The organism is Paenibacillus sp. 2TAB26 (assembly GCF_052115145.1).
Classification (GTDB): domain Bacteria; phylum Bacillota; class Bacilli; order Paenibacillales; family Paenibacillaceae; genus Pristimantibacillus.
This window is the reverse complement of the sequence record NZ_JBFRGC010000035.1, coordinates 1-24,371: the sequence shown is the minus strand read 5'-3', so window position 1 is coordinate 24,371 and position 24,371 is coordinate 1. Positions and strand designations below refer to the sequence as shown.

General features: G+C 45.8%; 23 protein-coding genes, 1 pseudogene and 2 riboswitches. All 24 genes and pseudogenes read left to right on the top strand.

Going from position 1 to position 24,371, the window contains the following annotated elements; genetic code table 11:
• The first annotated feature begins 32 nt into the window (after window positions 1-32).
• Window positions 33-2,030, top strand: a complete 1,998-nt coding sequence (gene ftsH, locus AB4Z50_RS30340) for an ATP-dependent zinc metalloprotease FtsH (protein ID WP_441885235.1) — start codon at window positions 33-35, stop codon at window positions 2,028-2,030.
• A gap of 345 nt (window positions 2,031-2,375) precedes the next feature.
• Window positions 2,376-3,431 (top strand): BMP family lipoprotein, encoded by a 1,056-nt coding sequence (locus AB4Z50_RS30335; RefSeq protein WP_441885233.1) that lies wholly within the window; start codon window positions 2,376-2,378, stop codon window positions 3,429-3,431.
• Window positions 3,432-3,593: 162 nt separating this feature from the next.
• The gene (locus tag AB4Z50_RS30330; protein WP_076271306.1) at window positions 3,594-5,138 is read left to right on the top strand and encodes an ABC transporter ATP-binding protein; all 1,545 of its coding nucleotides are present in this window, start codon (window positions 3,594-3,596) and stop codon (window positions 5,136-5,138) included.
• Window positions 5,139-5,143: 5 nt separating this feature from the next.
• On the top strand, window positions 5,144-6,226 hold the full coding sequence (locus AB4Z50_RS30325; RefSeq protein WP_441885231.1) for an ABC transporter permease: 1,083 nt from the start codon (window positions 5,144-5,146) through the stop codon (window positions 6,224-6,226).
• Window position 6,227: 1 nt separating this feature from the next.
• A complete protein-coding gene (locus AB4Z50_RS30320) occupies window positions 6,228-7,190 on the top strand; it encodes an ABC transporter permease (RefSeq protein ID WP_076271308.1) in 963 nt (320 codons plus the stop codon).
• Window positions 7,191-7,540: 350 nt separating this feature from the next.
• On the top strand, window positions 7,541-8,479 hold the full coding sequence (gene nadA, locus AB4Z50_RS30315; RefSeq protein WP_054025832.1) for a quinolinate synthase NadA: 939 nt from the start codon (window positions 7,541-7,543) through the stop codon (window positions 8,477-8,479).
• Window positions 8,480-8,512: 33 nt separating this feature from the next.
• A complete protein-coding gene (gene nadB / locus AB4Z50_RS30310; protein ID WP_441885228.1) occupies window positions 8,513-10,126 on the top strand; it encodes an L-aspartate oxidase in 1,614 nt (537 codons plus the stop codon).
• Window positions 10,119-11,003 carry a carboxylating nicotinate-nucleotide diphosphorylase gene (nadC, locus tag AB4Z50_RS30305; protein WP_076271310.1) on the top strand — a complete coding sequence of 295 codons (885 nt, stop codon included), beginning with the start codon at window positions 10,119-10,121 and terminating at the stop codon, window positions 11,001-11,003. Before nadB ends, nadC begins: the two co-directional genes overlap by 8 nt.
• Window positions 11,000-11,773 carry a type III pantothenate kinase gene (locus AB4Z50_RS30300; RefSeq protein ID WP_076271311.1) on the top strand — a complete coding sequence of 258 codons (774 nt, stop codon included), beginning with the start codon at window positions 11,000-11,002 and terminating at the stop codon, window positions 11,771-11,773. Before nadC ends, AB4Z50_RS30300 begins: the two co-directional genes overlap by 4 nt.
• Window positions 11,773-12,681, top strand: coding sequence for an Hsp33 family molecular chaperone HslO (gene hslO, locus AB4Z50_RS30295; protein ID WP_339205908.1), 909 nt, complete (start codon window positions 11,773-11,775; stop codon window positions 12,679-12,681). Before AB4Z50_RS30300 ends, hslO begins: the two co-directional genes overlap by 1 nt.
• A gap of 17 nt (window positions 12,682-12,698) precedes the next feature.
• Window positions 12,699-13,691, top strand: a complete 993-nt coding sequence (locus tag AB4Z50_RS30290; RefSeq protein ID WP_441885225.1) for a peptidylprolyl isomerase — start codon at window positions 12,699-12,701, stop codon at window positions 13,689-13,691.
• A gap of 127 nt (window positions 13,692-13,818) precedes the next feature.
• On the top strand, window positions 13,819-14,757 hold the full coding sequence (gene cysK, locus AB4Z50_RS30285; protein ID WP_054025838.1) for a cysteine synthase A: 939 nt from the start codon (window positions 13,819-13,821) through the stop codon (window positions 14,755-14,757).
• A 113-nt stretch (window positions 14,758-14,870) separates the two neighbouring features.
• On the top strand, window positions 14,871-16,475 hold the full coding sequence (locus AB4Z50_RS30280; protein ID WP_441885223.1) for an anthranilate synthase component I family protein: 1,605 nt from the start codon (window positions 14,871-14,873) through the stop codon (window positions 16,473-16,475).
• Complete coding sequence (gene pabA / locus AB4Z50_RS30275) at window positions 16,472-17,053, top strand: aminodeoxychorismate/anthranilate synthase component II (RefSeq protein WP_076271315.1); 582 nt, start codon at window positions 16,472-16,474, stop codon at window positions 17,051-17,053. Before AB4Z50_RS30280 ends, pabA begins: the two co-directional genes overlap by 4 nt.
• The gene (gene pabC, locus AB4Z50_RS30270; protein WP_441885221.1) at window positions 17,050-17,940 is read left to right on the top strand and encodes an aminodeoxychorismate lyase; all 891 of its coding nucleotides are present in this window, start codon (window positions 17,050-17,052) and stop codon (window positions 17,938-17,940) included. The genes pabA and pabC overlap by 4 nt, the downstream gene beginning before the upstream one ends.
• A gap of 45 nt (window positions 17,941-17,985) precedes the next feature.
• The gene (gene folP, locus AB4Z50_RS30265) at window positions 17,986-18,834 is read left to right on the top strand and encodes a dihydropteroate synthase (RefSeq protein WP_441885219.1); all 849 of its coding nucleotides are present in this window, start codon (window positions 17,986-17,988) and stop codon (window positions 18,832-18,834) included.
• Between the two features lie 61 nt (window positions 18,835-18,895).
• The gene (gene folB / locus AB4Z50_RS30260) at window positions 18,896-19,282 is read left to right on the top strand and encodes a dihydroneopterin aldolase (RefSeq protein WP_441885217.1); all 387 of its coding nucleotides are present in this window, start codon (window positions 18,896-18,898) and stop codon (window positions 19,280-19,282) included.
• Window positions 19,260-19,814 (top strand): 2-amino-4-hydroxy-6-hydroxymethyldihydropteridine diphosphokinase, encoded by a 555-nt coding sequence (folK, locus tag AB4Z50_RS30255; protein ID WP_441885215.1) that lies wholly within the window; start codon window positions 19,260-19,262, stop codon window positions 19,812-19,814. The genes folB and folK overlap by 23 nt, the downstream gene beginning before the upstream one ends.
• Window positions 19,766-19,978 (top strand): helix-turn-helix domain-containing protein, encoded by a 213-nt coding sequence (locus tag AB4Z50_RS30250; protein WP_054025845.1) that lies wholly within the window; start codon window positions 19,766-19,768, stop codon window positions 19,976-19,978. The genes folK and AB4Z50_RS30250 overlap by 49 nt, the downstream gene beginning before the upstream one ends.
• Before the next feature lie 58 nt (window positions 19,979-20,036).
• Window positions 20,037-20,203, top strand: a pseudogene (locus AB4Z50_RS30245) (tRNA-dihydrouridine synthase); the annotation flags it as partial.
• Between the two features lie 11 nt (window positions 20,204-20,214).
• Window positions 20,215-20,328 (top strand): tRNA-dihydrouridine synthase, encoded by a 114-nt coding sequence (locus AB4Z50_RS30240; protein WP_441885293.1) that lies wholly within the window; start codon window positions 20,215-20,217, stop codon window positions 20,326-20,328.
• A gap of 409 nt (window positions 20,329-20,737) precedes the next feature.
• Entirely contained in the window at window positions 20,738-21,214 is a 477-nt protein-coding gene (gene greA, locus AB4Z50_RS30235) for a transcription elongation factor GreA (RefSeq protein WP_054025847.1), read from the top strand.
• A 168-nt stretch (window positions 21,215-21,382) separates the two neighbouring features.
• A complete protein-coding gene (gene lysS / locus AB4Z50_RS30230) occupies window positions 21,383-22,903 on the top strand; it encodes a lysine--tRNA ligase (protein ID WP_430061203.1) in 1,521 nt (506 codons plus the stop codon).
• Window positions 22,904-23,072: 169 nt separating this feature from the next.
• A riboswitch (cyclic di-GMP riboswitch) is annotated at window positions 23,073-23,151 on the top strand.
• A gap of 51 nt (window positions 23,152-23,202) precedes the next feature.
• Window positions 23,203-23,281, top strand: a riboswitch (cyclic di-GMP riboswitch).
• 12 nt (window positions 23,282-23,293) lie between these two features.
• Window positions 23,294-24,103, top strand: coding sequence for a transglutaminase-like domain-containing protein (locus AB4Z50_RS30225; protein WP_441885212.1), 810 nt, complete (start codon window positions 23,294-23,296; stop codon window positions 24,101-24,103).
• Window positions 24,104-24,371 lie beyond the last annotated feature (268 nt).

Sequence of the window (24,371 nt, the reverse complement as noted above, 5' to 3'; positions counted from 1 at the left end):
AAATATTTTAAGCGTCTGAGAGGAGGTTGGGGATGAATCGGATCATCCGTAATACTGGTTTTTATTTAATTATCTTTTTGGTGACCGTTGGGATTTTTCAATTTATCAGCAGCCAAAATAACACGACCGTTGGATTGCGTTACGATGAACTCGTTACAGCAATTGAGTCAGGGAATGTTAAAGAGTTAAGTGTTAAGTACGAGAACCAATCTTATTTTGTTTCCGGAAAATATAAAGTGAAACCTGCGGATGCAGAAAACGATCAATTCGTATCAAGGACCGGCGTTAGCGCTGAGCCTAAGATCGCTGAATGGTCGAAGCAGTATGGATTCGCTTATGAGACGAAGGAAATGGATCAGCCAAGCATTTGGCTTACATTCCTTACCTCCATTATTCCGTTTGTCATCATCTTTGTCCTGTTCTTCTTCTTGATGAATCAAGCTCAGGGCGGCGGCGGCAAAGTTATGAACTTTGGCAAGAGCAAAGCGCGGCTTTACGATAATGAGAAGAAGCGGATTACATTCGAAGATGTCGCAGGCGCAGACGAGGAGAAGCAAGAGCTCGTTGAGGTTGTAGACTTCTTGAAGGACCCGCGGAAATTCAATTTAGTAGGCGCTCGTATACCGAAGGGCGTATTGCTTGTTGGTCCTCCGGGTACAGGTAAAACATTGCTTGCACGTGCAGTAGCAGGCGAAGCGGGCGTGCCKTTCTTCAGCATTTCCGGTTCKGAYTTYGTMGARATGTTCGTCGGYGTSGGYGCRKCCCGTGTRCGCGACWTGTTTGAGAACGCGAAGAAAAATGCTCCTTGTATCATCTTTATCGATGAGATTGATGCGGTAGGTCGTCAACGTGGCGCTGGTCTAGGCGGCGGACATGATGAACGTGAGCAAACGCTCAACCAATTGCTCGTTGAAATGGATGGCTTTGGTGCCAACGAAGGTATTATTATTATTGCAGCAACAAACCGTCCGGATATCCTTGATCCAGCGCTTCTGCGTCCAGGCCGTTTTGACCGTCAAATTACGGTTGACCGTCCAGACCTTAAGGGCCGTGAAGCGGTGCTTAAAGTACATGCGCGCAATAAGCCGCTATCCAAGGATGTTAAGCTTGAAGTTATCGCAAGACGTACAACAGGCTTTAGTGGTGCTGATTTAGAAAACTTACTTAATGAAGCAGCTCTCCTAGCTGCCCGTCGTAATAAGAAAGATATCGCAATGGTTGAAGTTGATGATGCGATTGACCGAATCATTGTTGGTACGGAGAAGAAAAGCCGTGTTGTCAGTGATCGTGAGAAACGTATTGTCGCTTACCATGAAGCAGGCCATACGATTGCAGGCTTCTTCTTGGAGCATGCGGATATGGTGCATAAGGTTACGATTATTCCTCGCGGACGTGCTGGCGGATATGTCATCATGCTTCCAAAAGAAGATCGTATGCTTGTAACGAAACAGGAGCTTCTGGACAAAATCACTGGTTTGCTTGCAGGCCGTGTAGCAGAGGAACTGTTTATTGGTGAAATTGGTACTGGTGCATATAGCGACTTTAAACAAGCGACAGGCATCGTACGCAGTATGATTATGGAATACGGTATGAGCGATAAGCTTGGACCGATGCAATTCGGCAGTTCACAAGGCCAAGTATTCCTTGGACGTGATATTGGACATGAGCAGAACTACTCTGATGCCATTGCATACGAGATAGATCAAGAAATGCAATCCATTATTACAGGCTGTTATGATCGTGCGAAGAAGCTATTAACAGAGAAGAGCAAAGAAATGCATTTGATTGCTCAAACGCTGCTTAATGAAGAAACGCTCGAAATGGATCAAATCAAACGTTTGGTTGAGACTGGTACTTTGGAAGGCGGTCCTTCTACTGATGCAGTTGAAACAAATGAGCCGACAACCGAGCCTATTATTGAGACGGTTGGAGACGTAAAGGTGCGCATCCAAACTCGTGATCAGGACGAAGCGAAAGCTCCGAACCTTGAGAAACGTGATCTAACAGAAGATCCAGATAAGAACGAATAGTATTTTATGGATAATTGTTAACGATAGTCGCTTTGCTACTTGTAAAGAGTAGCGGGCGACTATTTTTTTCTTTATTAATGTTCGGATTTAGCCTATAATACGTGTATAAACCTCAGATGAAAAACAGAAATGCTCACATGGAGGTTTTGTTCATATTGGTCATACGTTACATAGATGTTACATGGCGACGGTCATAACGATTTTATGTCACTTTAACTGACATAGGTTATTGACGTTTATTTTTTTGTAACTATAATGAAATAATAGCGGCCAGTATCAGCAAGAATAAGAATGTAACAGGGGTTGCCAAGCTACACAAAAATTAGAGCAGGGGAGAAAACACGCATGAAAAAGACATTTAGCTTTATGCTTGTAATGATGATCGCGTTGACACTAGTGTTGTCAGCTTGCGGAGGAAAGAAAAACAACGAGGGTGGCACGAACGGAGATAAAGGCACTACGCCTGCTGTTGAAAACGATGGTACTGGAAAAGGCAAAAAAATTGGTATGGTTACTGATGTTGGCGGCGTACACGATAAATCCTTTAACCAAAGCGCATGGGAAGCTCTTCAGAAAGTAAGTGCTGAGACTGGTGCGGAAACGAAGTTCTTGGAAAGTAAAGGCGAAGCAGACATGGAGCCGAACCTAAACAGCTTCGTTAAAGAAGGATATGACCTTACTTGGGGTATCGGTTTCTTGTTTAATGATGCACTAAGCAAAGTGGCTAAAGAAAATCCAGATGCTAAGCTGGCAGTAATTGACAGCGTAGTTGAAGCGCCAAACGTTGCTTCTATTACTTTCGCTGAAAACGAAGGATCTTTCCTTGTTGGCGTCGTTGCAGGTTTGATGACAAAAACAAATAAAGTTGGATTCGTTGGCGGTATGGAGATACCGGTTATCAAGAAATTCGAAGCAGGCTTCAAAGCTGGTGTTGCTGCGGTTAAACCGGATGTAAAAGTTGAAGTTAACTATGCAGGTGACTTTGGTAAACCTGACCTTGGTAAATTGGCTGCATCAACAATGTACGATGGCGGTGCTGATATTATTTTCCACGCTGCTGGCGCTACAGGCAATGGTGTGTTCAATGAAGGTAAAGCGCGTAAAGACAATGGTGAAAACGTTTGGGTTATTGGTGTAGATAAAGACCAATCACTTGAGTTCGGTGATGAAATTACACTAACGTCCATGATGAAGGGCGTTGAAACTGCTGTTCATAAAGTATCCAAAGATCTACTCGCTGGAACATGGGCTGGCGGAACTGTACAAGAGCTAGGTTTGAAAGACGATGCAGTAGGCTTGCCAGAAACATCTAAGAAAAACGTTCCAGCTGATGTTCTTGCTGAAGTAGAGAAATACAAAGCAAAAATCGTTAGCGGCGAAATTAAAGTACCTACTGAATAGTTTTCTCCATTCAATGGTATCCTTTGATTGAGGATCGTTTGTTGATGAATCAGACAAGACCGGCTTCGGCCGGTCTTTGTTCTTTGTTGGGATAAGTAAGTGCTTTTAATGTCAAATTTTTTATGCATATTGAAGCAGTAAAAACCGGGGAGATGATGAGGAATGGACCGGAGCAAGGCGGCTGTACAGTTAAAGGGAATTACAAAGCGGTTTCCCGGATTGGTAGCTAACGATTCCATAAATTTTGAATTGAAGAAAGGTCAGATTCATGCGCTGCTTGGCGAGAATGGCGCAGGGAAATCGACCCTAATGAACATTGTGTTCGGACTATATCAACCGGACGAGGGCGAGATTTGGGTTAATGGTGAGAAAACAGTCATTGAGGGTGCCTCTAAAGCAATTGACCTTGGCATCGGCATGGTTCATCAACATTTCAAACTCGTACAACCTTTTACCGTTGCAGAAAATATTGTGCTTGGCAATGAGCCTGTTAAAGGCATGAAAATCGACTACAAGCTCGCTAATGAGAAGGTTCGGGCGATATCCGAACGTTATGGTCTGAATGTAGACCCTCAGGCGCGAATTAAAGATATTACAGTAGGCATGCAGCAGCGTGTTGAAATTCTGAAAACGTTGTATCGCGGCGCCGAAATCGTTATTTTTGATGAGCCGACAGCTGTTTTGACGGTGCAGGAAATTGAGGAGCTAATCGAAATCATTCGCAACCTGGCTGCTGAAGGAAAGTCGATTATTATCATTACGCATAAATTGAAAGAAGTAATGGCTCTTGCAGATGCTGTAACCGTTATTAGACGCGGCAAGGTTATCAAGACAGTAACTACAGATGAGACGAATGAGCAGCAGCTTGCGGAATTAATGGTCGGCAGGGACGTATCCTTCGAGGTGAAGAAGACGAAGAACGAGCCTGGCGAAGTGATTTTATCTGTGGATGGATTGCAGATGAAAGGTGATCAAGGCAAAAATGTACTGGATGGTACTAGCTTCAACATTCGTGCAGGAGAGATTTTTGGCATAGCCGGTGTTGATGGCAATGGGCAAAGCGAGCTCATTTACGCTATAACAGGTATGCGCAAGCTGGACGGCGGCAGCGTTAAGCTGAATGGCAAGGATATGACGAATCATTCTCCGCGCCAAATATCGGTTGCGGGAGTAGGGCATATACCAGAGGATCGGCATAAGCATGGGCTGGTGCTAGATTTCTCAGTTAGTGAGAATATGATTTTGAATACGTATTTTGAGCCGGAATTCGGCCGTTCTATGTTTATTGATTACAACAGCATGGACAAGCTGTCTGAAAAGCTTGTTAACGAATTTGATGTTCGCTCATCAGGTATTCATACGCATGCTCGTCAGCTGTCTGGAGGAAACCAGCAGAAGGCTATTATCGCACGGGAGCTTCATAAAGATCCTGATTTGCTTATTGCGGTTCAGCCTACACGCGGCCTCGACATCGGTGCGATCGAATTTGTGCACAAGCGGTTGGTACAAGCTCGTAACGAAGGAAAAGCGATTTTACTCGTATCATTTGAGCTTGATGAGCTGTATGCATTGTCCGATCGAATTGCGGTCATGTATGAAGGCAAGCTAATGGGTGAGGTTGATGCTGAGCAGAGAGATGATCAGCAGCTTGGACTTATGATGGCTGGTAACAAAATAGCTGTACCTGCATCAGAGGGGAGAGGATAGCGTATATGGAAACCTTGAAAAAAATATTTAATAAATCGTCTATCCTTATTCCAATTGTGTCAATCTTTCTTGGATTTGTGGTTGGCGCCATTGCCATGCTTGCTGGAGGGTACGATCCGATTCTAGCGTACACTTCTTTAATCAATAAGCTGTTTAGCACTCCTTACAATATGGGAGAAGCGGTTCGAGCAATTACACCATTGATCTTTACAGGTTTAGCCGTTTCCTTCGCTTTCCGTACAGGTCTATTCAATATCGGTGTAGAGGGACAATTTGTAATGGGCATGACTGGCGCGACAATCGTAGGCGTGCTGCTTGACCTGCCTTGGTATATACATGCTCCTCTAGCTGTAATTACGGGTGCTGTATTCGGCGGCCTATGGGCGGGTATTGCTGGTTACTTGAAAGCGAAGCGTGGAGTAAATGAAGTTATTTCATCCATCATGCTGAATTGGATCGCATTGTTCCTCTCCAATTTTATCATTGCAAAGTTTCTTGTTGAGAAAGGCCAGCAGAAGTCGATGCCGGTTCATGAATCAGCTATGGTGAAAATTGATTGGCTTATTAAATTGACAGACAACGCTCGTATGCACTGGGGTACGGTTGTTGCGCTCATTTGTATCGTTGTGTTTTATTTCGTGTTATGGCGTACGAAACAAGGCTACGAGCTTCGTGCTGTTGGACATAATCCGGATGCAGCGTTATATGCGGGTATGAACGTTAACGTAACGATGGTTAAGTCGATGTTTATAAGCGGCGTATTCGCTGGTCTGGGCGGCGTGTTTGAAATTTTAGGCGTGTTCGGCAACCAGACCGTTATGGCCGCTTCTCCGGGCTATGGGTTTGATGGTATTGCGGTAGCGCTCCTTGGCGGCAATACGCCGATTGGTGTATTCCTTGGCGCAATTTTATTCGGTGGACTCAGCTACGGTTCAGCAGGCATGAGCTTTGGTGCAGGTGTTCCTCCTGAAGTCGTGCGTATCGTAATCGGCGCCGTTATTTTCTTCGTTGCTTCGCATGGATTGGTGAAGTGGTTCTTAAAGCCTTTTCTAAATAAACGTGCAAGCAAGCGGAAGGAGGCGGTGTAGGATGAACGTGCTAGACATCATTGGACAACTTATTAATACAACGCTCGTGTTCTCCACCGCGCTCATTTTTACAGCGCTTGGCGGTATGTACTCAGAGCGCTCAGGTGTTGTGAACATCGGACTAGAGGGCTTGATGGTTTCAGGAGCGTTCGCCGCGGCAGTTGCAACGGAGTATGCGATACAAGCTGGGTTAGGCAGTGCTTCACCGTGGATTGGATTTATAGCTGCAGCTATTTATGGTACGTTATTTGCTTTATTGCATGCGATATCAACGATCACGTTCCGTGCGGATCAAACCGTCGTCGGTGTCGTTATTAACATTCTATCGCTTGGCTTAGCGCTTTACCTAACCAAAAGCATTTATGATGGATCAGGTCAAACGCCGCTTTTGGCTAATGTGTTCCACAAAGTGAAAATACCTTATTTATCTGATATTCCGTTGCTCGGGAAAGCTATTTTCACCGCGTATCCGACGACGTATATTGTCCTAGCTATCGCAGTAATCAGTTATTTCGTCTTGTTCCACACGCCGTTTGGCTTGCGTCTTCGTGCTGTGGGCGAACATCCGAGCTCTGCGGATACCGTTGGTATTAGCGTAACGAAATACCGTTATATCGGCGTATTGCTCAGCGGCGCGCTTGCAGGTCTTGGCGGTGCGACAATTACATTGACGACGACTAGCAGCTTTGCGCATAATACGATTTCTGGGCAAGGATTTATTGCRCTCGCAGCACTGATTTTCGGCAAATGGAATCCGCTTGGCGTAGTAGGAGCAGCAATGTTCTTCGGTCTAGCTCAGGCGCTTAGAAGCTTTGCACAGCGCTTTGAATTTTCGCAGCATATTCCAGTTGAATTTTTCTACATGCTGCCATATGTTTTGACATTGATCGTTTTGGCAGGAGCTGTTGGCCGTTCAAATGCGCCATCAGCACTTGGTCAACCTTACGATCCAGCAAAAAGATAATTCAAAATGGTCTCTCTCCATCGCGGAGAGAGACTTTTTTTATTTCGTTGCTAATACAAGTGATGACGGAGGTCGCGATTATATAGTAAAAAAGGTTCATTTACGAAGAATGTGAGTGAGATACAGCGATCAAAATAATTTATTTTAAATTGCTGCCTTAAAAAGGCCTTTAACGCATTGACAGTAGCATCTACCGCGTGTAAATTAAAACTTAATCAAATGAATTTATCCCTTTTGGTTTAAACTATAGGTAAGCGACTTTCTAAGTTTGTGCATCAATTCACAAAGTTCAGCTTGCCGTATAACGGAATGGGTTATCGCCCATCCCTCATAAGAGGAGAGGATCTACTGTGGAAGCACTGGCACTGGAACGCAAGGCGGAGCAAAACCGAGAGCTGCGTGAACGGTTGTTACAGTTGAAGAAAGAACGGAACGCTATCATTTTAGCTCATTATTATCAACGTGATGAAATTCAAGAGGTAGCTGATTTCCGTGGAGATTCCTTCCTGCTTGCGCAGAAGGCTGCACAAACGGATGCTGAAGTTATTGTTTTTTGCGGCGTTCACTTTATGGGTGAGAGCGCAAAAATTTTGGCTCCTAATAAAACCGTTATCATTCCCGACGAGCGTGCGGGCTGTCCGATGGCCGACATGGTAAGTGTTGATGGCTTGCGTAAGCTGAAAGCGCAGCACCCGAATGCAAAGGTCGTTACTTACATTAACTCGTCTGCTGAGATCAAAGCGGAGACTGATATTTGCTGCACATCGGCAAATGCGGTTAAAGTTGTCAATTCGGTTGAAGGCGACGAGATCATCTGGGTACCAGATAAGAACCTAGGCCACTATGTGCAGCAGAATACCGATAAGAAAATGATTATCTGGGAAGGTTACTGCAATACGCACGATATGCTGACGGTTAAAGACGTAGAAGAAATGAAAGCGAAATATCCTAATGCGCAATTCGTTGTGCATCCGGAATGTCGTCCTGAAGTCGTTGAGCTAGGCGACTTTGTAGGCAGTACAACCGCTATTATTAAATATTGTAAAGAATCAGATTGCCAAGAATTTATCGTGGGAACAGAAGATGGCACTGGCTATCAGCTTCGTTTAGACAGCCCAGGTAAAACTTTTCATTTTGCATCTAAATATTTGGTGTGCCCTAACATGAAAGTAAATAATTTGAAGAAGCTAGTGAAATGCTTGGAAACGATGCAGCCTCAAATCTACGTACCGCCACATGTTGCAGATCAAGCCCGTTTATCCTTGGAGCGCATGCTACTCGTGAAGTAGTATGCGCTGCTTCTACGCTTGGAGGAGCCAATGATGATTCCTAGATATTTAGTCGATGTGCAGTTAAGTGAGCTGCCTGTTATAGAAAAAGATGTGATTGTAATTGGGGCCGGCATTGCCGGTCTTTTTACCGCTATACGAGCAAGTGAAAACAATTCTGTCCTCATGATTACGAAAAAATCGCTGCTCGACAGCAATACGCGTTATGCGCAGGGCGGTATCGCTGCGGTTATTTCGGATGAGGATTCACCGGCTTACCATAGACAAGATACACTCGTAGCGGGTGCAGGCTTATGTTCTAATGAAGCGGTTGATGTACTCGTTCATGAGGGGCCCAAAGGTGTTCGCAGCTTAATAAAGATGGGAACGCAATTCGATCTGGAGAATGGCGAGTTTGCGCTTACGAAGGAAGGAGCGCATAGCCAGCGGCGTATTTTGCATGCTAACGGGGATGCTACTGGTTTCGAGATCGTACGAGCATTGTCCGAAACGGCTATTGCCAATCCTAAAATCGAAGTTTGGGATGACCATTTTGTTATTGATTTGGTTACAGAGGATGGCGAATGCTGTGGTGTCATTGTACAGAAGCCAAGCGGTGCGCGTTTGTTTGTAAAAGGCAAAGCCGTCATTTTAAGCTCAGGCGGTGCTGGCCAGCTCTACCGTTACACGACAAATCCCGAGGTAGCCACAGGAGACGGCATTGCGATGGCTTATCGAGCAGGGGCATACATACAGGATGTCGAGTTTATTCAGTTCCACCCTACCTCTCTATGTTATCCAGGCGCGCCAAGGTTTTTGATATCAGAGGCTGTGCGCGGCGAAGGGGCGTATCTTCGTAATATTAAAGGAGAGCGCTTCATGGAACGCTACCATGAGCAGCTGGAGCTGGCACCGCGTGATGTTGTGGCGAGAGCCATCGTCAGTGAAATGGAAGAGACGAAATCGACCTTCGTTTATATTGATATTACACATGAATCACCGGAAATGGTAAAGCACCGTTTTCCTACTATATATGAATATTGCTTAAAATACGGCCYCGACTTGACGTCGGACTGGATTCCGGTTGCGCCAGCTATGCATTATATGATGGGCGGAGTGAAAACCGACCTAAATGGGGAAACGAATATAAAGCGTTTATTCGCTTGCGGCGAAGTATCCTCAACAGGTGTACACGGCGCTAATCGATTAGCGAGCAATTCGCTATCCGAGGCCATTGTATTTGGCAGAAGAATTGTAAAACGAATCGATGAGCTTCCGAGTCTTACGATTCAGCCTAATATTAGTAATGAGATAGAACGGAGCAGTACATCAATCCAAGCTGTCGTAGAAAGACGGCTTAAGCTGCAAAAGATTATGGTCCGTTACGCTGGCTTGCGCCGCGATGCAAGTGGTCTTATGAAGGGACTTGAGGAATTGAAACGGCAGTTGCCTATCTATCAATCCGTTCTGACGGGGCGTGAGGAATACGAATTTGCTAATCTGCTCACCTGTGCCCTGCTGACTACAGAAGCTGCACTCTCTCGGGAGGAAAGCCGTGGTGCGCATTTCCGTGAGGATTTCCCGGTACGCGATGATGCAATGTGGAGAAAGCATACGGTGTTACACCGTCTATATGGATTGACGGAGGAGCGAATAGAGGATGTTTGAATGGATGGCAGGCGGTTATAATGCGGCAGTGCGCGAGCAAATTCGCGGATGGCTTGCAGAGGATATAGGCAGTGGGGATATTACGACCGAAACGACGATTCCAAGGGACTCGCGTTCCAAAGCGGTTATCCATGTGAAGGAAAGCGGTATAATTGCAGGGCTTCCGATTGCGAAGCTCGTATTTGAGGTTGTTGATTCGTCACTTGTCTTTGATTCCAAAGTACAGGATGGCGAGTATGTAAACAAGGGTACGATTATCGCCACCGTAGAGGGCAGTACGCATAGCCTATTAACCGGAGAGCGACTTGCGCTTAACTTAATGCAACGGCTGTCTGGCATTGCGACTAAGACACGTTCTTTCATCGATGCGCTTGAAGGATTGCCGGTTCGGCTTGTCGATACTCGCAAGACAACCCCAGGCCATCGGATGCTGGAGAAGTACGCAGTGCGTGTGGGGGGCGGCGCTAACCACCGATTTGGTTTATACGATGCAGTTATGATTAAAGATAACCATATTAAAGGCTCTGGCGGCATTCGTGCTGCGGTTGAAGCTGCGCGCAGTAAAATTCCACACACAATGAAGATTGAAGTAGAGACAGAATCGTTAGCGCAAGTGGACGAAGCACTTGCTTGTGGCGCAGACATTATTATGCTGGACAATATGTCTACAGATTTGATGAAGGAATGTGTAGCTCGAATTAAAGCAGCTTCTCCTCACGTTATCGTAGAAGCATCTGGCGGTGTCTCTTTAGAAACCGTTAAAGGTATCGCAGCTAGCGGCGTTGATGTCATTTCGGTAGGCGGATTGACTTATTCCTTCCATGCGCTCGATATTAGCTTGGATTTGAATGAGAAGAAGGGTGTGGAGTCGCTTTGATCCTCGTCATTGATGTTGGAAATACGAATATTGTGCTAGGTATCTATAAAGGAAAAGAACTTTTGCACCATTGGCGGCTGAGCACCAATCGTTCTGCTACAGTAGATGAATACGGCATTAACATTCATAATCTGTTTCATTATGCGGGCGTGAAGCTGGAACAAATGGAAGGCGTCATTATTTCATCGGTTGTTCCACCGTTGATGCGGACACTCGAGCAGCTTTGTCTCAAATATTTGCGTAAAGTTCCCCTAGTCGTAGGGCCTGGCGTCAAAACCGGATTAAACATCCGCTATGAGAATCCACGTGAGGTTGGGGCTGATCGGATCGTCAATTCGGTGGCGGGCATCGTAAAATACGGCTCACCGCTTATTGTTGTTGATTTCGGTACAGCGACGACCTTTGACTATATTGATGAAGGCGGCAATTACTTGGGCGGTGCCATTGTTCCGGGGATCGGCATTTCTACCGAAGCGCTTTATCAGCGCGCCGCTAAGCTGCCGCGTATTGAGCTTGTGAAGCCGAAGAGTGTCATTGGACGCAATCCTGTGACATCGATGCAGGCTGGCATTATTTTTGGATACGCAGGACAGGTTGACGGTATTGTTAAACGGATACGTACAGAATTTGGTGTCACACCACGTGTAATCGCAACCGGCGGCTTAGCTGAGTTAATCGCTGCTGAATCGGAAACGATAGAAGAGGTTGATCCGCTGCTCACACTTGAAGGATTGAGAATTATATATGAACGCAATCAGGAGGGATTTTGATGGAAAATCAGCTGAAGGACGTGCTGGTGCGAGGGACGGCATGGAATGGCAAGATTCGAGTGTTCGCGGCTCGCACGACTCAGCTTGTTGAAGAGCTTCGCCAAAGGCATGGTACATATCCAACGGCTACAGCAGCGTTAGGGCGTACATTGACAGCAGGTGCTATTATGGGCGCTATGCTGAAAGGGCAAGAAAAACTGACGATTCAAGTAAAGGGCGACGGTCCAATCGGCCAGATCGTTGTTGATGCCAATGCAGACGGAGAGGTTCGTGGATACGTTGATCATCCTGAAGTGCATTTGGCAAGCAACGCACTGGGCAAGCTTGACGTAGCCGGAGCTGTTGGACGCACTGGTTATCTTCATATTACAAAGGATTTAGGGATGAAGGAACCATACCGTGGCAGTATTCCGATTGTATCGGGTGAACTCGGCGAGGATTTCACATACTATTTCGCGGTCTCCGAACAGACGCCCTCGGCGGTTGGTCTTGGCGTCTTGGTGGATACAGATAATTCGGTGCTGCATGCCGGCGGGTTTATCGTTCAGCTTATGCCTGGTTTGACGGACGATGAGATTACAAAACTGGAGCAAGCGGTTGGATCGATGCCGCCTGTAACGACTTTGCTTGATCAAGGAGAGTCACCGGAGGGGCTGCTGCGCCGGATTGTAGGCGAAGATGGCGACCTTCACATTCACGATACGATGGACTTGAAGTTTCAATGCTTCTGTTCCTCCGAGCGTGTAGAGCAGACACTTCTCAGTTTAGGTGAGCATGAGCTGCAACAAATTATTGATGAAGATGGAAAAGCGGAAGTCGTTTGCCAATTTTGCAACGAAGCGTATACATTTGAACGGGCTCAGCTAAAGCTGCTGCTTGAACAAGCGAAACCAAAGCCGATCCAATAATCGGAGGCATTAGGGCAATGAGGAAATACGAGGTGCTGAAGGCCGTTGTCATCCTTCAAGCCGTATGCATGGTGGTATTATCGGTAGTCGTCGTAATTAGAGTGTGGCCGGGTCATGATCGACAGCTGGATAATCAGCAGCCAACGAATGTCGGCAGTGGGGAAGAAACGGCTGAACCGAGCAAGCCAGGCCAAACACCAACGAATCAATCGGATGGTAGTCGTGTTATCGCTAAAGTGGGCAAGGAAAACATTACGCTTGCAGATTTGGAAGGTGAGCTTCATTCGCAATATGGAGCTGCCGTTCTGCGCATGTTAATGGTTCACAAAGCGATTGATTTAGAAGCTGCAGCCTCTGAGCTAAGTATACTTGCAGAAGAGCAAAGCCGTGAGCTTGATAAAATGATTGAAGGCTACGATAGTGAAGAACGTTTTTTTGAAGTCATGCAAGAGCAATTAGGCATGAGTCGGGAACAGGTGTTGGAGGACTTGCATTACCGCCTGCTTCTGGAGAAAATCGTCGTGCGAAGCATTCATGTTTCAGATGAAGAGGTTGAACGCTATATAACCGATCATCCTGAGGAATTTGATGAGAAAATGCAGCTGCATCTGCAATGGATTATAACGGAGACGATGAAGGAAGCCAACTCCGTGATGGGGCTTTTATCGGATGGCGAGGATTTTGCTGAGATGGCACATTCCTATTCCATTGATTCTTTTACAGCAGATACAGGCGGCGATCTCGGCTTGATTGATAAAGATGACCCATTCTATAACCGCGAAATGATGGAAACAGCCAGTCGTTTGCGGGTAGCTGAAATTGCTGGTCCAATTAAGGTAGATGGGGGCTATGCGGTTATTCGTCTTATCGAGCGCCAAATGACAACGAATATGTCGGGCGGCAGGCTGCAAGATACCGTACGCAAGCAGCTGGCGCTTGAACGTGCTGACTCATTGACCAAAATTGAGGATAAGCTGCTAGAGAAATATGATGCTGTGAAAACAGAATAGCTTTGCCCGGAGCTGCGTTTTCAGTGGAGCGTTAAAGTCACTATTGACAACGGATGCAAGAGATTGTTAAGATGTAATTAGTGAAAATACCAACTGAATTAGTCGGAATAAGGAGGCAGTTATTTCCATGGCCAAAATTGTACAAAGTGTTCTAGATCTTATCGGTGACACTCCGCTTGTTCGTTTAAACCGTCTCGTGCCTGAGGGCAGTGCAGAAGTTTATGTGAAACTTGAATATCAAAATCCAGGTGCAAGTGTAAAAGACCGTATTGCAATCAGTATGATTGAGGTAGCTGAGCAAGAGGGAATCATAAAACCAGGCGATACTATTATTGAGCCTACTAGTGGAAATACAGGAATTGGACTAGCACTTGTAGCAGCTGCAAAAGGCTATAAAGCTATTCTTGTTATGCCTGAAACGATGAGTATTGAGCGTCGCAACCTGCTTCGCGCTTACGGTGCAGAGCTTGTATTGACTCCAGGTTCTGAAGGTATGAACGGTGCTGTTCGCAAAGCGGAAGAACTAGCTGCTGAGAACACGAACTACTTCCTGCCGCAACAATTCAAAAACCAAGCAAACGTTAAGGTTCACCGCGAAACGACAGGTCCTGAGATCGTCGAAGCGATTAACTCCCTTGATGGTAAGCTTGATGCGTTCGTTGCCGGTATCGGAACTGGCGGAACGATTTCAGGTACTGGTGAAGTGCTCAAGAAAAACTTCGACGGTATTAAAATTTACGCGGTAGAGCCTGCTGCTTCACCGATCCTCTCTGGCGGCAAACCAGGTGCTCACAAAATTCAAGGTATCGGCGCAAACTTTGTTCCTGATATTTTGAACCGTGATATCTACGACGCTGTCATTACAATTGAGAACGAAGATGCGTTTGAATACGCTCGTCGTGCAGCGAAAGAAGAAGGCATTCTTTGCGGAATTTCCTCTGGCGCAGCGATCTATGCGGCATTGCAAGTTGCGAAAGAGCTTGGCGAAGGAAAACGTGTTGTTGCGATTGTTCCAAGCAACGGCGAACGCTACCTTTCCACACCGCTGTTCAACTTCGAAAACTAATTTTTACTGCCTATATCGAACAGCCTTTCATTCCTCGGAATGGAAGGCTTTCTTTTTACTTAGCTATTCTGTATACTGAGCAAAATAAGTCAAGTATTCGGGGGTTGAAGGTGATGATCACCGCGATAGAGCAATGGACTCGGTGGCACGCCGAACAGAAATATACGACGCTGCCATTCGTTAAAGAATTACCCTTTGAGTTCGGTAATCGGGCGAACGTAACGTCATGGGAAGAAGTATGGCAGGACGCTTCGCCACATGCTTTTGTACTAGAAAGCGGCAAGGACGGACGATATACGTATTTGGGATTGCATCCTGACGGGGTTATCCGTGGAAAAGGGCTGCAAGCAGAGTCGATACAATTCCATTCGCTAGAGGAGCAAAGCAAGCGCCGCTGGGAAGGTAAGCCGCTTGAGGTTGTGAGAGAATGGATGAGCGGTTTGCTGGGGCCGAAGCTTGAGAATGGGCCTAAATGGGTTGGCGGCTGTATCGGATTCTGGGGTTACGATGTCATCCGTTCGATCGAACGATTGCCGGTGCTAGCCGAGGATAATCAGGATATTCCCGATTATTTATTCATGCAAATGAATGAGATATGGATAATCGACCATGAGCAATCAAAAGTGTATTGTGCTGTCCATTCAAAAGTAGATCAAGATGCGGATCAAGAGGAGCTGCGTGCTGCTTATGACCGTGCTTCATCTAGAGCGGAAGGGATGACCGACTACTGGTTAACCTGGTTTGATGAAGAGCGTGCCCAGGCGAAGGCGATATCGCTTCGAGCAGAACGTCAGCGCTTGTTGACAGACGATTTATTGCAATTGGATGTGGATTCGATTACTGGCATCACATCGCCTTTCTCGAAGCAAGCATACATGGACGCTGTTCGCAGCATTCAGCGATATATTGAGCAGGGTGACGTTTTTCAAGTGAATTTGTCCGTTCGTCAGAGCAAAGCGATTGCGGCTGCGCCGGAAGAACTTTATGAATGGATTCGACTAGTTAATCCATCACCTTATATGGGGTTTCTGCGTTGTCCTGATTTTCAGATTGTATCTGCATCCCCTGAACTTCTCGTTGAGCTCAACGATAACAAGCTGATCACAAGACCGATAGCTGGAACACGTAGACGCGGGCGAACGGAGGAAGAGGATCGGCGCCTGGCTGACGAACTTCTCACGAATGAGAAGGAGCGGGCGGAGCATATTATGCTCGTTGACTTGGAGCGGAACGATCTTGGGCGGATTTCAACCTACGGTACGGTTAAGGTCGAAGAGTTTATGGTTATTGAACAATATTCGCATGTTATGCATCTTGTTTCTCAGGTAGTAGGACAGCTTGCAAACGGAAAAGATGCTTACGATGTTATATCGGCTACCTTCCCCGGAGGAACGATTACAGGTGCTCCAAAAATTCGCACAATGGAAATCATAGAAGAGCTTGAACCGACACGCAGAGGACCGTATACGGGCTCGCTTGGATGGATTGACTACAGCGGGGATATGGAATTTAATATTATTATTAGAACAATGGTGCTTCAGGAAGGCGTTGTTCATATTCAAGCGGGAGCAGGCATCGTTATTGATTCTGAGCCGGAGCGGGAATATAAAGAATCGCTAAACAAGGCGAAGGCGTTATGGAAGGCCATTCAGTACAGCGAACGGTTTGCAGCAGTCGATTTGGCAGCGGAAACGGAAAAAGGGGGAGCCTTAACATGATACTTGTCATCGATAATTATGATTCCTTTACGTACAATTTAGTACAGTATTTGGGTGAGCTTGGGGAAGATATTACGGTAAAAAGAAACGACGAAATAGATTTAGCCGGAATCGAAGCATTAGCGCCCGATCATATTTTAATATCACCAGGTCCGTGTTCACCGAATGAAGCGGGCATTAGTTTATCTCTAATCGAGCATTTTAAAGGTAAAATCCCGATTTTTGGCGTATGTCTTGGTCATCAATCGATCGGACAAGCATTTGGCGGGGAAGTGGTACGTGCGGAGAAGCTGATGCACGGTAAAACGTCTGCCATTTATCATCAAGGAAAATCCGTGTTTGAAGGTTTGCCATCACCGTTTACCGCTACTCGCTATCATTCTCTTATCGTACGCCGTGAAACGCTGCCTGATTGCTTGGAAATAACAGCGGAAACCGATGAAGGAGAAATTATGGGTTTGCGTCATAAGGAATATGCAATTGAAGGGGTGCAATTTCACCCTGAGTCCATTATAACGGAGCATGGCTTGACGATGCTTCGTAATTTCTTGCAAAATCGGACGGGCGCAGTGCGATGAAGGTCGAACTGAACGGCTCCGTAATGGATGCGAGCGAAGCCGTGATCTCAGTTTATGATCACGGCTTTTTGTACGGTATAGGTTTGTTCGAGACTTTCCGCACGTATGAGGGGAAACCTTACTTACTAGACAGGCATATGAAGCGGTTATGCTCAGGTTGTGATCAGCTAGGAATTCAGTACACGCCTAATATGGAGGAGCTGCGAAGCTCTGTTAACGAGCTTCTTGAGGCGAATGAATTAAAAGATGGCTATATAAGACTAACCGTCAGTGCAGGCGAAGCTGAGCTAGGGTTGCCGACAGGAGATTATGAACAGCCGAATGTGTTAATGCTTGTAAAGGCGTTGCCGCCGGTTAATGATGCGGTTCATATGCGCGGACGGGAGCTGCGGCTTTTGCAGACAAGGAGGAATACGCCTGAGGGCGAGGTTCGCTTTAAGTCTCTCCATTATATGAACAATATTATTGCTAAGCGAGAGCTGCTTGCCAGTGGTGCTGCGTCTGGGGCCGAGGGTCTTATGCTCAGCCGAGAAGGATGGTTGGCGGAGGGAATCGTGAGCAACTTGTTTTTTGCTAAGGACAATGTTGTATATACGCCTGAACTGGCCACCGGCATATTGCCGGGCATTACACGCGAGCGAGTTCTGGAGCTGGCTGGCAGTGCAGGGTATGAAACCGAAGAGGGCCTTTATAGCTTAGAGAAGCTGCAAACGGCCGATGAGATTTGGCTCACCAATTCCATTCAGGAGCTCGTTCCCGTTACTCTGTTATTAGAAGCTGGCGGGGTGAGTAGAGTTATCGGCAACGGTCAAGCAGGTTCTATTACAAAGCAATTGCTTACTCTTTACCGACAGACGACAATTGACGGTGATGCTGGAGCTATCTAAGCTCTATAATCATGTAACATTAAGAAGAAGGATGGCGGTCTAACAATGGATCAACAACCAAATTTCTATAAAAGAGCATATGAGTTTGGCAGCGGAACGAGGCTGGAGCTAGGCGGGCGTACGTTGATAATGGGCATTTTGAATGCGACACCTGATTCATTCTCGGACGGCGGGAGCTATACGAGTGTCGATGCGGCTCTTGCCCGTGCGAAAGCGATGGTGGAGGAAGGTGCTGATATTATTGATATTGGCGGTGAATCGACACGTCCAGGATTTGAACCGGTGGGAGTGGAGGAAGAGCTGCGGCGTATCCTTCCTGTTATTCAGGCATTGCGTAAGGCGCTGCCGCACATCCCTTTATCCATCGATACATACAAAGCTGAGACTGCACGGCATGCGTTAGAGGCGGGTGCTCATATTATTAATGACATTTGGGGGCTTAAGGGCGACCCTAATATGGCCGCAGTTGCAGCTGAATATGCTTGTCCTGTCATCATCAATCATAACCGCCATGCGAGAGACTATAATGATTTTGTTCCCGATGTACTTGCAGATTTGCAGGGCAGTGTAAGCATTGCTCGAACGGCTGGCATCGCTGAAGATCAAATCTGGCTAGATCCGGGTATTGGTTTTGCCAAAACCTATGAGGATAATCTGGAGCTGCTTGGCCGTCTATCCGAGCTGCATGCACTTGGATATCCGGTGCTGCTTGGCACCTCGCGTAAACGTTTCATTAAGCAGACGCTGAATCTGCCTGTTGATGAGCTTGTTGAGGGAACGGCTGCGACGGTTGCTCTTGGCATTGCGCACGGCTGCCAAATCGTACGTGTGCATGATGTGCGTGCAATTAAGCGTACCGCACTTATGACGGACGCCATTTTATACCGACATTAATTGTGTTGTTGAATGCCATTTCTTATTTTAAATAAGGTACATCGTTAGGAGAGTGACTATAATGGATAAAATGATGATCAAAGGGATGAGGTTTTACGGCTACCACGGCGTATTTCCTGAAGAAAACAAGCTAGGCCAGAAATATTATGTGGATGTTGAACTCAAAATGGATTTGGAGCAAGCGGCGTTAACCGATGATTTGAACAGTACGGTGAATTATGCAGAAATCCACGCTCTCACGAAAACGATTGTAGAGGGCCCTCCGTTTAAGCTTATCGAAGCTTTAACAGGTCACATTGCATCGCAAGTACTGGAAGTTTATACTATGGTAAATGAAGTGACGGTTCGAGTAACGAAGCCAAACCCGCCGTTTGATATCCATTTTGACGGGGTAACGGTAGAACTGCGCAGAAAGCGGGACAATGATGGAAGAACAATTCCCGCTTGATGGCGCACAGGCAGAGGCATATATTGCTTTAGGATCTAACATGGGAAACCGTGAGCAACTGCTGCTGGAAGCGATTAGCCTCATCGATGCGCACCCGAGCATCGTGGTAAGCAGAGTGTCAGGCATGTATGAGACTGATCCGGTAGGCTACACAGAGCAACCGCCCTTTATCAATATGGCATTAGCTGTACGAACGACACTATCTCCATTAATGCTTTTGCGTCAGCTTTTGGAGTACGAGCAGCAGCTCGGTAGAGTTCGACAAATTCGTTGGGGACCGAGAACCATTGACCTTGATCTGCTCCTATACGATAATGTCAGAATGGATCAAGAGGAATTAACTTTGCCGCATCCGCGTATGATGGAGCGGTCGTTCGTTCTCGTTCCGCTGCATGATGTTTTGGATCAAACACATCGGCTGCAGTCCGAGGTAAGCGCAGTATCTGAAGCAGCGCTTCTGGATGGAAAGGAAGGCATTACGTTATGGAAAACAATCAATTGGCGCAGCGCGTCAGAGCCTTTCGAAAGCTGAAGGGCTATACTCAGCAGGAGCTGGCCAAGGAGCTTGGCGTATCGGTGGCCGTTCTTGGCTCATTGGAGCGAGGAACAAGAAAGACGGATACGAAGTTATTAAATCATATCGCAAAGACGCTCGGAATCAGCTATGAGGAATTAATGTCTGATAACCGTGAATAGTGCTGTCTGGTACACAAGACATGAACAATAAGCAGTTAGAAGAGGAGGAAGGAGTGACATGCTGAAAATCGGTGGCATCGAAATGAAGAACAGAGTAGTGCTAGCGCCGATGGCAAGCGTGTGCTATCCTGCCTTTGATTAATTGACAAGGAGTTTGGAACGGGTCTTGTATGTGCGGAGATGGTAAGCGACAAGGCCATTTTGCATGGTAGTATACGGGTAAGGCTAATTGGGACATTATAAAGGATGTCAAAGTAGCGGTATCGATTCCCGTAATTGGGAATGGCGACGTTTTCTCACCAGAGGATGCAAAAGGCTGCTCGAACATACCGGCCGTGATCCGATGGTAGCGATTTTGGAAAACTACGTCCACTCGCTTGGAGAGGACGAAGAATTTCAAGCTGTCAGCGCTGTTTCAGCAATGAAGCGGGTTCTGCAGAAGTAGATGCTTACTAAAATACAAATAGATCGGTTATGCGATTTACCCCGTAACGGGAGCGAGCCGACACCATTCGACAAAAGCCGCTATCATGCGGCTTCTGCTCTACATTTCAGAAATGAAACGGTTTCAATGGGTCGTCTGGCTTTGATTGACATTCAGGGTAACTTTGCAATATAATCGTGCAATATAATCTAACGAAGACATCAAGAGCGCTTCAAACAACAGTTGGTATGAGGAATAAGAAGCGTAATATATTAGGTAACAGTGAATTCATACAAGGTATGAAAAATTAGTCACATGACAGGAGAATCGGAAAGATGAACGATAAGCAAATCATTCTGACTCAAGAAGGGCTGCGAAAGCTCGAAGATGAATTAGAGCACTTAAAGTCGGTCAAGCGTCGTGAAGTAGCTGAACGTATTAAAGTAGCAATTGGCTATGGTGATATAAGCGAAAACTCGGAATATGAAGATGCGAAGAATGAGCAAGCATTTATCGAAGGCCGTGTTCTTACCCTTGAGAAAATGTTGCGCAATGCGCGCATTATAAATAATGACGATATTGATATTGATACCGTGAGCATCGGTTCGATCGTAACGGTTGAGGATATGGAGTATGGCGACACAATGGATTATTCCATTGTTGGTACAGCGGAAGCAGATCCTTTGCAAAACAAGATTTCAAATGAAAGCCCGGTTGGTAAAGCGATTCTAGGCAAGAAAAAAGGCACCGTTGTCGAAGTTAGCGTACCAGTCGGCATTATTCAATACAAAATTCTCGATATCAAAAAATAATGTTTGCTATGAGCGGTTCAAAAAGCTTCCTTGTAGGAAGCTTTTTGAACGTTTAAAATATAAGAACGTATATTACAGGTCTATACATTGCTTATATTTTATTGCGAAACGAGATTTTGCTGCATGAATCCGGTGACAGCTGCTTGCTTTTGCCGAATGATCAAGGAGATGAAAGAAGTGGAACAAGAAAACAATGAACAGCAGGAGCTAAGTGAGCTCTTGCAAATTCGCAGAAACAAATTGGACGAGCTTAGAGGGCTAGGTGTGGACCCATTCGGCCGAAAGTTCGAACGCACTCATAACGCCAAAGATATTGTACAAGCCTATGAAGGGCTCAGTAAAGAAGAAATAGAAGAAAAAGCGGTTGAAGTGCGTATTGCTGGCCGTATTATGCAGAAACGCGGCATGGGCAAAGCGGGTTTTGCTACGATTCAAGATTTGAGCGGCAAGGTTCAAATTTATGTTCGTAAAGATTCCGTTGAAGAGCATAAGTTTGCAGCTTTTGATTTGCTAGACATCGGTGACATCATTGGCGTAGTAGGCGTTGTATTCAAAACGAATACAGGCGAAGTCTCTGTCAAAGCACGTGATATTGAAGTTTTGACAAAGTCGCTACTTCCATTGCCCGATAAATATCATGGCTTGAAAGACGTCGAGCTTCGTTATCGTCAGCGTTATGTTGACCTTATCGTGAATCCCGACGTCCAACAAACCTTTATTACTCGTTCCAAAATCATTCAATCCATGCGTCGCTACCTAGATTCCCGCGGGTATTTAGAAGTAGAAACACCAACGCTGCATTCCATTGCAGGCGGTGCTGCAGCACGCCCTTTCGAAACGCATCATAATGCGCTGGACATGCAGCTCTACATGCGTATTGCAATCGAGCTTCATTTGAAGCGACTGATTGTAGGCGGATTGGAGAAAGTATATGAGATCGGCCGTGTATACCGGAATGAGGGGATTTCGACTCGCCACAATCCAGAGTTTACAATGATTGAGCTTTACGAGGCTTATGCTGATTACAAGGATATTATGGCATTGACAGAGAATGTCATCGCACATATTGCGCAAGAGGTTCTTGGAACAACGAAAATCACTTATCAAGGCCAAGAGATTGATTTGACACCTCAGTGGCGCCGTGTCAGCATGGTTGAGCTTGTCAAAGAAACGACTGGCGTAGATTTCGGCGTGGAAATGAGCGACGAGGAAGCCCATCGTTTGGCGAAAGAACACAAAGTTGCCGTTGATCCGCATATGACATTTGGTCATATTCTCAACGCTTTCTTTGAACAGTTCGGTGAGCACACGCTTATTCAGCCAACCTTTGTTACAGGACATCCGGTTGCTATTTCGCCGCTTGCTAAGAAGAGCGAAGCAGATCCACGCTTCACCGATCGTTTTGAGCTATTCATCGTAGCACGTGAGCATGCTAATGCATTTACGGAGCTTAACGATCCGATCGATCAGCGTGAGCGTTTCGAGTCGCAGCTTGTTGAGCGTGAGCATGGAAATGACGAGGCGCATGAGATGGATGAAGACTTTATCCGCGCTCTGGAATACGGCATGCCGCCAACAGGCGGACTAGGAATCGGTATCGACCGATTGATCATGCTTCTAACAGATGCTCCATCTATTCGTGATGTACTGTTGTTCCCTCATATGAGAGATCAGCGTTCTGCTGAATAAGAAAGAGACCAAGGAACCTTATGGCTTTTAGAAGCCATAAGGTTCTTTTTTTTCTAATATCGAGAATTTGCAACAACAATCCTTAAAAACATTCAAATTATGATTGATATTGTAGTACAATCTATTGATTTGCTAGATTCATATGGTAGAATAGAACTAATAAAGCGCTACACGATAACGGCAAACCTATCGAAAGGTAGGGACGCAAAGCTAAAGGGCCTTCCGTAAGATGGCAGCCAGCTACCGAATGAACAGGCTTTTTTTTGTTTGTATAGGGGAAATTCATCACAAAGCGCTTCACACGATAATGGCAAACCTATCGAAAGGTAGGGACGCAAAGCTAAAGGGCCTTCCGTAAGATGGCAGCCAGCTACCGAAGGGAGTATATTCATGCGTAAATTTATGTTAGTCATCGCAGCTTTTGTTCTTTTTGCATCCATCCATGTAACGGTCGTTCAGGCAAATGAAGCGGATTCATCTGATTGGCTCAATACGGGGAATTTAGATAAGGGTGTTGTCTCCGTACAATATACAGTGAACACTAAAGTGAAAACGAAGCTTATGATCGCAAAAGGCGCATCAAATTATACATATAATCTAACCGGCGGAAAAACGGCTGAGAAGTTTCCATTGCAGCTTGGCAATGGCGAATATACGATATCTGTTCTAGAGAATACAACAGGCAACAAATACAAACTGGCGAAGAAAGAAACCGTGACGCTTGATTTGAAAGACAACAAGGTTTTGTACTTGAATTCCATCCAGAACATTGACTGGTCGAATGCGAGCAGCGCCATCGTCAAGGCAAAAGAATTAGCGAGCAATAAAAAAACGGATATGGAGAAAGTAAAGGCAATCTACGAGTATATTATTACGAATGTAAGTTATGATAATCAATTAGCTGCTAATCTGTCAGTTGATTACCTCCCCAATATTGATCTCACATTTAAATCGAGAAAGGATATCTGCTACGGATACGCTTCATTGTTTGCGGCAATGCTGCGGAGCGTGGATATCCCTACGAAGCTCTTGATGGGACAATCTACTTATGTGGATGTTTATCATGCTTGGAACGAAGTGTACTTGGATGGGAAATGGGTTACGATTGATACGACAGTTGATGCGGGTCTAAAGAAGGGCAAGAAAAAGTATGAGCTTATCAAGGATGCAGCTCAATATACAGTTACAAAAACATATTAGAAGTCATACGAGCTTGCGGAAATCGCAGAGCTCGTTTTTTTATGTCTTTCTTCAATATAGGTGAGGAGGAAGCGAAGCAACGATTACGCAATTAGAAGGCAAATAGGAGTGTTGAAAACTTTTTCGCAAATAATGAAAAAAACACTTGCAATGCCATAGGCGCCTATGATATATTATCTAGGTCGCCAACGAGATACACGGTCGACAAGAGAGAAAAGATTGCTCTTTGAAAACTGAACAACGAGTAATAACTGCCTCGCAAATCCTT